This is a genomic window from Pseudomonas sp. CM25, assembly GCF_013179705.1.
GTDB lineage: Bacteria > Pseudomonadota > Gammaproteobacteria > Pseudomonadales > Pseudomonadaceae > Aquipseudomonas.
In genome coordinates this window covers 24,907-33,314 of the sequence record NZ_JABMCW010000022.1, presented here as the reverse complement: position 1 = coordinate 33,314, position 8,408 = coordinate 24,907, and the positions used below count along the sequence as shown (strand labels likewise).

The window sequence follows — 8,408 nt, the reverse complement described above, 5'->3', positions numbered from 1 at the left end:
GAGATTGTGCATGAGAACCCTCTGGCAGCATTGCCATGTGGCAACCATGGCCGAGGGCCGCTACTCGAGCATCGAGGACGCGGCCATCGTGACCAATGCCGGGCTGATCGAGTGGATCGGCCCACGGGCCGAGCTGGCGCCGGTCGATGCCGAGCGCACCGTTGACCTGGGCGGCGCCTGGGTCACCCCGGGGCTGATCGACTGCCACACCCATGCGGTGTTTGGTGGTAACCGCAGCGGCGAGTTCGAGCAGCGCCTGCAAGGCGTGAGCTACGCCGAAATTGCCGCCCAGGGTGGTGGCATCGCCAGCACCGTGCGGGCCACCCGTGCGGCCAGCGAGGACGAGCTGTTTGCCAGTGCCCGGCAGCGGGTTCAGGCATTGATGCGCGATGGCGTGACCACCATCGAGATCAAGTCCGGCTACGGCCTGGACCTGGCCAACGAGCGCAAGATGCTGCGCGTGGCCCGGCGCCTGGCCGACGAGCTGCCGCTGGCGGTGCGTGCCACCTGCCTGGCCGCGCATGCCTTGCCACCGGAGTACGCTGGCCGCGCCGACGACTACATCGCGCACATCTGCGACGAAATGCTGCCGGCCCTGGCCGCAGAAGGCCTGGTGGATGCGGTGGATGCGTTCTGCGAACACCTGGCGTTCTCCCCGGCCCAGGTCGAGCGACTGTTCATCAAGGCGCGCGAGCTGGGCCTGCCGGTCAAGCTGCACGCCGAACAGCTGTCGTCGTTGCACGGGTCAAGCCTGGCGGCGCGCTACCAGGCGCTGTCGGCTGACCACCTGGAATTCATGACCGAAGAAGACGCCATCGCCATGGCTGCAGCCGGCACTGTCGCCGTGCTGCTGCCGGGGGCCTTCTACTTCTTGCGCGAAACTCAGCTGCCGCCGATGGACGCCCTGCGCCGCCACGGGGTGAAGATTGCCCTGGCCAGCGACCTCAACCCCGGCACCTCGCCAGGGTTGTCGCTGCGGCTGATGTTGAACATGGGCTGCACGTGTTTTCGCATGACGCCAGAAGAAGCACTGGCCGGTGTCACGGTACACGCCGCCACGGCGCTAGGCCTGGGCGAGAGCCACGGCTCGCTGGAAGCGGGCAAGGTGGCCGACTTCGTCGCCTGGCAAATCGAACGCCCTGCCGACCTGGCCTACTGGCTGGGCGGCGACCTGCCCAAGCGCGTGGTGCGCAAGGGCCACGAAATCTCCAACTGAGCGAGGCGAGATGGACAAGGTACTGAGTTTTCACCAAGGCAGCCTGCCGCTGTTGATCAGCATGCCCCATGCCGGGCTGAACCTGACCGACGCCGTTCGCGACGGGCTGGTCGAGCAGGCGCGCAGCTTGCCGGATACCGACTGGCACATCCCGCAGCTGTATGACTTTGCTCAAGAGATGGGGGCCAGCGTGGTGGCGGCGGAGTATTCGCGCTTCGTCATCGACCTCAACCGCCCGGATGACGACACGCCGCTGTACGCCGGCGCTACCACCGGCCTGTACCCGGCCACACTGTTCGAGGGCGAGCCGCTGTTCAAGGCAGGCCTGGAGCCGACGACCGAGCAGCGCAAGCAATACCTTGAGCAGATCTGGCGCCCGTACCACGACACGCTTCGCAATGAGCTGATTCGACTGCGTGAGCAGTTTGGCTATGCGCTGCTGTGGGACGCCCACTCGATCCGTTCGCACATCCCGCATCTGTTCGATGGCACGCTGCCGGACTTCAACCTGGGCACGTTCAACGGCGCCAGCTGCGATCCGGCGCTTGCCGAGCGACTGGAGGACGTGTGTGCCCAGGCGCAGAACTACAGCCATGTGCTCAATGGCCGTTTCAAGGGCGGGCACATCACCCGCCACTACGGCGACCCCGCTCAGCATATTCATGCGGTGCAACTGGAGCTGGCGCAGAGTACCTACATGAATGAGGTCGAGCCCTTCGCCTACCGCGACGACCTGGCCCAACCTACCCGCCAGGTGTTGCGCCACTTGCTTGAGGAAACCTTGGCCTGGGGGAAGCAGCGCTACGGCGTCTGACCCTTGGCATTCGCCTCGGCATAGGCCTTCAGCCCGGCTTCGGCGAAGGCCCGGTCGAGCGCCGGGGTAGCGCTGTTGACTGCTCGGCACATGAACTCACCACGGGGGGCATGCTCTTGCTGCAATTCAGGTTTATGATGGCCCACGGCTGAATAAACCTCACACGGAGTGCGCAATGCAGACCCTGTACCCGCAGATCAAACCCTACGCCCGGCACGATCTGGCCGTGGAAGCGCCGCATGTGCTGTATGTCGACGAAAGCGGCTCGCCAGAAGGTCTGCCGGTGGTGTTCATCCACGGTGGCCCGGGGGCCGGTTGCGACGCCCAGAGCCGGTGCTATTTCGATCCCAACCTGTACCGCATCATCACCTTCGACCAGCGCGGCTGTGGCCGCTCCACGCCGCATGCGAGCCTGGAGAACAACACCACCTGGCACCTGGTCGAAGACCTCGAGCGTATCCGTGAGCACTTGGGCATCGACAAATGGGTACTGTTCGGCGGCTCGTGGGGCTCGACCCTGGCCCTGGCGTATGCCCAGACCCACCCCGAGCGCGTGCACGGCCTGATCCTGCGCGGCATCTTCCTGTGCCGCCCGCAGGAAATCGAGTGGTTCTATCAGGAGGGCGCCAGTCGCCTGTTCCCCGATTACTGGCAAGACTACATTGCGCCGATCCCGCCGGAAGAGCGCGGCGACCTGGTCAAGGCATTCCACAAGCGCCTCACCGGCAACGACCAGATCGCCCAGATGCATGCCGCCAAGGCCTGGTCCACCTGGGAGGGCCGCACTGCCACCCTGCGCCCCAACCCGCTGGTGGTCGACCGCTTCTCCGAGCCGCAGCGCGCGCTGTCGATTGCCCGCATCGAATGCCACTATTTCATGAACAACGCGTTCCTCGAGCCGGACCAGCTGATCCGCGACCTGCCGAAAATCGCCCATTTGCCTGCAGTGATCGTGCATGGCCGTTACGACGTGATCTGCCCGCTGGACAATGCCTGGGCGCTGCACCAGGCGTGGCCCAACAGTGAGTTGAAGGTCATTCGTGACGCCGGCCACGCCGCCTCCGAGCCTGGCATCACCGATGCCCTGGTGCGTGCGGCCGACCAGATGGCCCGGCGCCTGCTCGACCTGCCCCTGGAAGAAGCATGAGGGCGCTGCTGCAGCGTGTGCGCGGTGCGCGTGTCGAAGTTGCGGGGGAGGTGGTCGGCGCCATCGACCAGGGTTTGCTGGTGCTGGTCGCGGTCGAGCCTGAAGATTCCCCTGAGCTGGCCGACAAGCTACTGCACAAGCTGTTGAACTACCGTGTGTTCAGCGACGAGCAGGGCAAGATGAACCTGTCGCTCAAGGATGTCGGGGGTGGGTTGCTGCTGGTGTCGCAATTCACCTTGGCAGCGGATACCCGCAACGGCATGCGCCCGAGCTTCTCGACGGCAGCGCCGCCGGCCCTGGGCGCCGAATTGTTCGACTATCTTTTGCAGCAGGCCAAAGGCAAGCACGCCGATGTGGCGAGCGGGCGATTCGGCGCGGACATGCAGGTGCACCTGGTCAATGATGGCCCAGTGACATTCTTGTTACAAATATGAGGTCAAAAACCCTTTGTTTATGGGCAAACAAGGGGTTTTGTACGATAAATAGTTGTTCCAGCCTGATGCGTTGTCACGCGACCTGCTGGATAATCGCGCGCTGCATGGGCCTGCGTTCGCAGGTTCGTTTCACTCTGACTCGAGCATTGTCTGGATCCGTTTGGGGAATCATTACGCCCTCACGGGGTCCGAACAGTGCTCGCCAACCCGGCATTTGTCGCTGGCCGTTGGTTTCATGATCTGTTTTCGGCGAGGGTTGCTCGTGATTGTTAGTCCCCAAAAAGCATCAAGAATCCCCGGCATCCGCCTGCGCAAGGCCCTGATGGCCAGCGTGGCTCTGGTCGGCCTGATGAGCGCGGGCCAGCTGTGGGCATTCAATCTTGACGATGTTGCAGCCAAGGCAAAGGATCTGGCCGGCCAGAAGTACGACGCACCAAAAAGCAACCTGCCGGCAGTATTCCGCGACATGAAGTTCGCGGATTACCAGAAAATTCATTTCCTGCAGGAAAAGGCCGAGTGGGCCAAGGACAAGACCCCATTCAAGCTGTCGTTCTATCACCAGGGCATGCACTTCGACACCCCGGTGAAAATCAACGAGGTCACGGCCACCACGGTCGAGGAAATCAAGTACGACCCGAGCCGTTTCGAGTTCGGTGACGTGCCGCACGACCCGGAAACCACCAAGAACCTGGGTTACGCCGGTTTCCGCGTGCTTTACCCGATCAACAAGGCCGACAAGCAGGACGAGATCATGACCCTGCTTGGCGCCAGCTATTTCCGCGTGGTCGGCAAGGGCCATGTCTACGGTTTGTCGGCGCGTGGCCTGGCCATCGACACCGCACTGCCGTCGGGCGAAGAATTCCCGCGCTTTACCGAGTTCTGGGTCGAGAAGCCCAAACCGGCCGACAAGCACCTGGTGATCTACGCCCTGCTGGACTCGCCGCGTTCTACCGGCGCCTACAAGCTGACCCTGCGCCCGGGCAACGACACTGTGGTCGACGTGCAGTCCCGCGTGTTCCTGCGTGACCAGGTCAGCCGCCTGGGCATTGCGCCGTTGACCAGCATGTACCTGTTCGGCCCCAACCAGCCATCCAAGGTCCTCAACTATCGTCCGGCCCTGCACGATTCCGAAGGCCTGTCGATTCATGCCGACAACGGCGAGTGGCTGTGGCGTCCGCTGAACAACCCGAAACACCTGGCGGTGAGCAACTTCAGCGTTGAAAACCCGCGCGGTTTCGGCCTGATGCAGCGTCAGCGCGCCTTCAGCGACTATGAAGACCTCGACGACAACTACCAGAAGCGTCCAAGCGCCTGGATCGAGCCAAAGGGTGACTGGGGCAAAGGCACCGTCGATCTGGTAGAGATCCCGACTGCGGACGAAACCAACGACAATATCGTTGCCTTCTGGAGCCCGGAAAAACTGCCTGAGCCAGGCAAGCCGTTCGAGTACGCCTACCGCCTGCACTTCACCATTGATGAAGCGAAGTTCCAGGCGGCTGAACTGGGCTCGGTCAAGCAGACCCTGCGCTCCACCGGCGACGTCAAGCAGTCCAACCTGATCCGTCAGCCAGACGGCAGCGTGGCCTTCCTGGTCGATTTCGCAGGCCCGGCCCTGGCCGCCCTGCCGGAAGACACCGCAGTGCGCAGCCTGATCAGCGTGGGCGACAACGCCGAGGTGGTCGAGAACAATCTGCGCTATAACCCTGAGACCAAGGGCTGGCGCCTGACCCTGCGCTTGAAGGTCAAGGAAGCCAACAAGTCGACCGAAATGCGTGCCTCGCTGGTGCGCGACGTACCGGTCGAGCCCGCCAAGCCTTCCCAGGACACCAAGCAGGACAAGGCCGCAGCCAAGCATGCCAAGGCCGAAAAAGCGGTCAAGGCCGAGCAACCTGCCAAGGCTGACCAACCTGCCGCCGATGCGGCGCCCACCAACGGGGCCCCGGCCACCACCGAGAAGGTGCTGACCGAGACCTGGAGCTATCAGTTGCCTGCCGATGAGTAACTCAAGCGCAAGGCCGGTACCGCTTGGCGAGTACCTGGCCCACCTACCATTGAGCGACGAGCAACGGGCGGAACTTGCCAGCTGCACCTCGTTCAGTGAGCTGCACCAACGCCTGGCGGCCAACCCGGCCGCCGATTCCGCCGAGGCGGTGCAGGCCTCGGTCGGCTCACGCCTGACCGTTGGCAGTGCCGCCGAACTGGAAGACGCCGAAATGCTCGGCGTCGATGGCAGCGGCCGCCTGTGCCTGAAGATCGCCCCGCCGATCAACCGCACCAAGGTCGTGCCAGAGCCTTGGCGGACCAACGTGCTGATCCGCATGTGGCGGCGCATGACCGGTCGCCCGAATGCGCCGCAGCCGCCCAAGCGCGAGCTGCCGCCGGCACGCTGGCGTACGGTCGGTTCGATCCGCCGTTACATCCTGCTGACCCTGATGATCGGCCAGACCATCATCGCTGGCTGGTACATGAAGGGCATCCTGCCGTACCAGGGCTGGTCGTTCGTCGACCTCGACGAAATCCTCAGCCAGTCGCTGTGGGACACGGTGGTGCAGGTGTGGCCGTATGCCCTGCAGACATCCATCCTGATTCTCTTCGGCATCCTCTTCTGCTGGGTGTCGGCGGGCTTCTGGACCGCGCTGATGGGCTTCCTCGAGCTGCTCACCGGGCGCGACAAGTACAAGATTTCGGGCAGCAGTGCTGGCAATGAGCCGATTGCACCCGAGGCGCGTACCGCGCTGGTGATGCCGATCTGCAACGAAGACGTGCCGCGCGTGTTCGCCGGCCTGCGTGCAACGTTCGAATCGGTAGCCGCCAGCGGCAACCTCGACCGTTTTGACTTCTTCGTGCTCAGCGACACCAATGACACCGACATCGCCGTGGCCGAGCAACAAGCCTGGCTGGACGTGTGCCGCGAGACCAAGGGCTTCGGCCGCATCTTCTACCGTCGCCGCCGGCGCCGGGTGAAGCGCAAGAGTGGCAACCTCGACGACTTCTGCCGTCGCTGGGGTGGCGATTACAAGTACATGGTCGTGCTCGACGCCGACAGCGTCATGAGCGGCGAGTGCCTGAGCAGCCTGGTGCGCCTGATGGAGGCCAACCCGGACGCCGGCATCATCCAGACCGGCCCGAGAGCCTCGGGCATGGACACCCTGTATGCGCGCATGCAGCAGTTTGCCACCCGCGTGTACGGCCCGCTGTTCACCGCCGGCCTGCACTTCTGGCAGCTGGGCGAATCGCACTACTGGGGCCACAACGCGATCATCCGCATGAAACCCTTCATCGAGCACTGCGCGCTGGCGCCGTTGCCGGGCAAGGGCGCGTTTGCCGGGGCAATTCTTTCCCACGACTTCGTCGAAGCTGCGCTGATGCGCCGTGCCGGCTGGGGAGTGTGGATCGCCTACGACCTGCCAGGCAGTTACGAAGAGCTGCCGCCCAACCTGCTGGACGAGCTCAAGCGTGACCGCCGCTGGTGCCACGGCAACCTGATGAACTTCCGCCTGTTCCTGGTCAAGGGCATGCACCCGGTGCATCGCGCGGTGTTCCTGACCGGGGTGATGTCGTACCTGTCGGCGCCGCTGTGGTTCCTGTTCCTGGTGCTGTCGACGGCGCTGCTGGCGACCAACACCCTGATGGAACCGCAGTATTTCATCGAACCGTACCAGCTGTACCCGCTGTGGCCGCAGTGGCACCCGGAAAAGGCCGTGGCGCTGTTCTCCACCACCATCGTGCTGCTCTTCCTGCCCAAGCTGCTCAGCGTCATCCTGATCTGGGCCAAGGGCGCCACCGAGTTTGGTGGGCGGATCAAGGTCACCCTGTCGATGCTGATGGAGATGCTGTTCTCCATGCTGCTGGCACCGGTGCGCATGATCTTCCACACCCGCTTCGTGCTGGCCGCGTTCCTCGGCTGGGCTGCGACCTGGAACTCGCCCCAGCGTGACGACGACTCCACGCCGTGGAGCGAAGCCGTGCGCCGCCATGGCCCGCAGACCCTGCTGGGCATTGCCTGGGCATCGCTGGTGGCCTGGCTGAACCCGAGCTTCCTGTGGTGGCTGGCGCCGATCGTCGGTTCGCTGGTGCTGTCGATCCCGGTTTCGGTGATTTCCAGCCGCACCCGCCTGGGCCTGGCGGCCAAGGACGAGAAGCTGTTCCTCATCCCCGAGGAATACGCCACCCCGCAAGAGCTGCTGGCCACTGACCAGTACACCCACGAGAACCGCTGGCATGCCCTGCATGACGGCTTCGTGCGGGCGGTGGTCGACCCACGGCAGAACGCCCTGGCCTGCGCCATGGCCACTGCCCGGCACGGCCAGGCGGCGCCGATCGAGGCACTGCGTGCCGAGCGCGTGGCCAAGGCAATGGAGGTCGGGCCGAAAGGGCTGGACCTCAATACCCGCCTGGCCCTGCTCAGCGACCCGGTGGCACTGACCCGCTTGCATGAGCAAGTATGGGCCGAGCATAATGCGGCGTGGATCGATGTGTGGCGTGCTTCTATCAAGAACGACCCGCATTCGCCGCTGTTGCCGTTGCACCCGGAGAATGAAGGCCAGCCGGCACTCGTCGGCGCCTGACAGGGCCTATTCGCGGGTGAACCCGCTCCCGCAGGGGCTGTTCAGTACCTTGTGGGAGCGGGTTCACCCGCGAAGCTTTTAGGGCCCCCCCCTATTTTGGCCAACAAAGTCCCCCCCAACTCTAGGTCCCCGGGCCGCCATGCGTTAGCATCCCTCCCCGATATGCCACATCGGCCAGTACGGCCGTGCCAACAATAAGATTCGCTACTTTTCTTGCTAGGGGACTTGG

General features: G+C 64.1%; 7 protein-coding genes. 6 read left to right on the top strand and 1 reads right to left on the bottom strand.

Going from position 1 to position 8,408, the window contains the following annotated elements:
• The first annotated feature begins 10 nt into the window (after positions 1–10).
• Both hutI and hutG read left to right on the top strand, forming a co-directional pair.
• Positions 11–1,216 (top strand): imidazolonepropionase, encoded by a 1,206-nt coding sequence (hutI, locus tag HP546_RS04425; RefSeq protein WP_172220214.1) that lies wholly within the window; start codon positions 11–13, stop codon positions 1,214–1,216.
• Between the two features lie 10 nt (positions 1,217–1,226).
• Positions 1,227–2,030, top strand: a complete 804-nt coding sequence (hutG, locus tag HP546_RS04420) for an N-formylglutamate deformylase (protein ID WP_172220211.1) — start codon at positions 1,227–1,229, stop codon at positions 2,028–2,030.
• On the opposite strand, the gene HP546_RS04415 is transcribed toward hutG, so the two are convergent.
• Entirely contained in the window at positions 2,018–2,176 is a 159-nt protein-coding gene (locus HP546_RS04415) for a hypothetical protein (RefSeq protein WP_172220208.1), read from the bottom strand. The genes hutG and HP546_RS04415 overlap by 13 nt on opposite strands.
• Before the next feature lie 29 nt (positions 2,177–2,205).
• Here HP546_RS04415 and pip point away from each other — a divergent pair, with 29 nt between their 5' ends.
• From pip to mdoH, 4 genes are all read left to right on the top strand, one after another.
• Entirely contained in the window at positions 2,206–3,177 is a 972-nt protein-coding gene (gene pip / locus HP546_RS04410; protein ID WP_016489576.1) for a prolyl aminopeptidase, read from the top strand.
• Complete coding sequence (gene dtd / locus HP546_RS04405; RefSeq protein ID WP_172220205.1) at positions 3,174–3,611, top strand: D-aminoacyl-tRNA deacylase; 438 nt, start codon at positions 3,174–3,176, stop codon at positions 3,609–3,611. The genes pip and dtd overlap by 4 nt, the downstream gene beginning before the upstream one ends.
• A 262-nt stretch (positions 3,612–3,873) precedes the next feature.
• Positions 3,874–5,613, top strand: a complete 1,740-nt coding sequence (locus HP546_RS04400) for a glucan biosynthesis protein G (protein WP_372242409.1) — start codon at positions 3,874–3,876, stop codon at positions 5,611–5,613.
• Positions 5,606–8,179 (top strand): glucans biosynthesis glucosyltransferase MdoH, encoded by a 2,574-nt coding sequence (gene mdoH, locus HP546_RS04395; protein ID WP_172220202.1) that lies wholly within the window; start codon positions 5,606–5,608, stop codon positions 8,177–8,179. The genes HP546_RS04400 and mdoH overlap by 8 nt, the downstream gene beginning before the upstream one ends.
• The last annotated feature ends 229 nt before the right edge of the window (positions 8,180–8,408 follow it).

Bases quoted from the DNA above. Each gene is read 5' to 3' on its own strand.
- mdoH (WP_172220202.1), top strand. From the start codon at position 5,606: ATGAGTAACTCAAGCGCAAGGCCGGTACCGCTTGGCGAGTACCTGGCC.
- pip (WP_016489576.1), top strand. From the start codon at position 2,206: ATGCAGACCCTGTACCCGCAGATCAAACCCTACGCCCGGCACGATCTG.
- hutG (WP_172220211.1), top strand. From the start codon at position 1,227: ATGGACAAGGTACTGAGTTTTCACCAAGGCAGCCTGCCGCTGTTGATC.
- hutI (WP_172220214.1), top strand. From the start codon at position 11: ATGAGAACCCTCTGGCAGCATTGCCATGTGGCAACCATGGCCGAGGGC.
- dtd (WP_172220205.1), top strand. From the start codon at position 3,174: ATGAGGGCGCTGCTGCAGCGTGTGCGCGGTGCGCGTGTCGAAGTTGCG.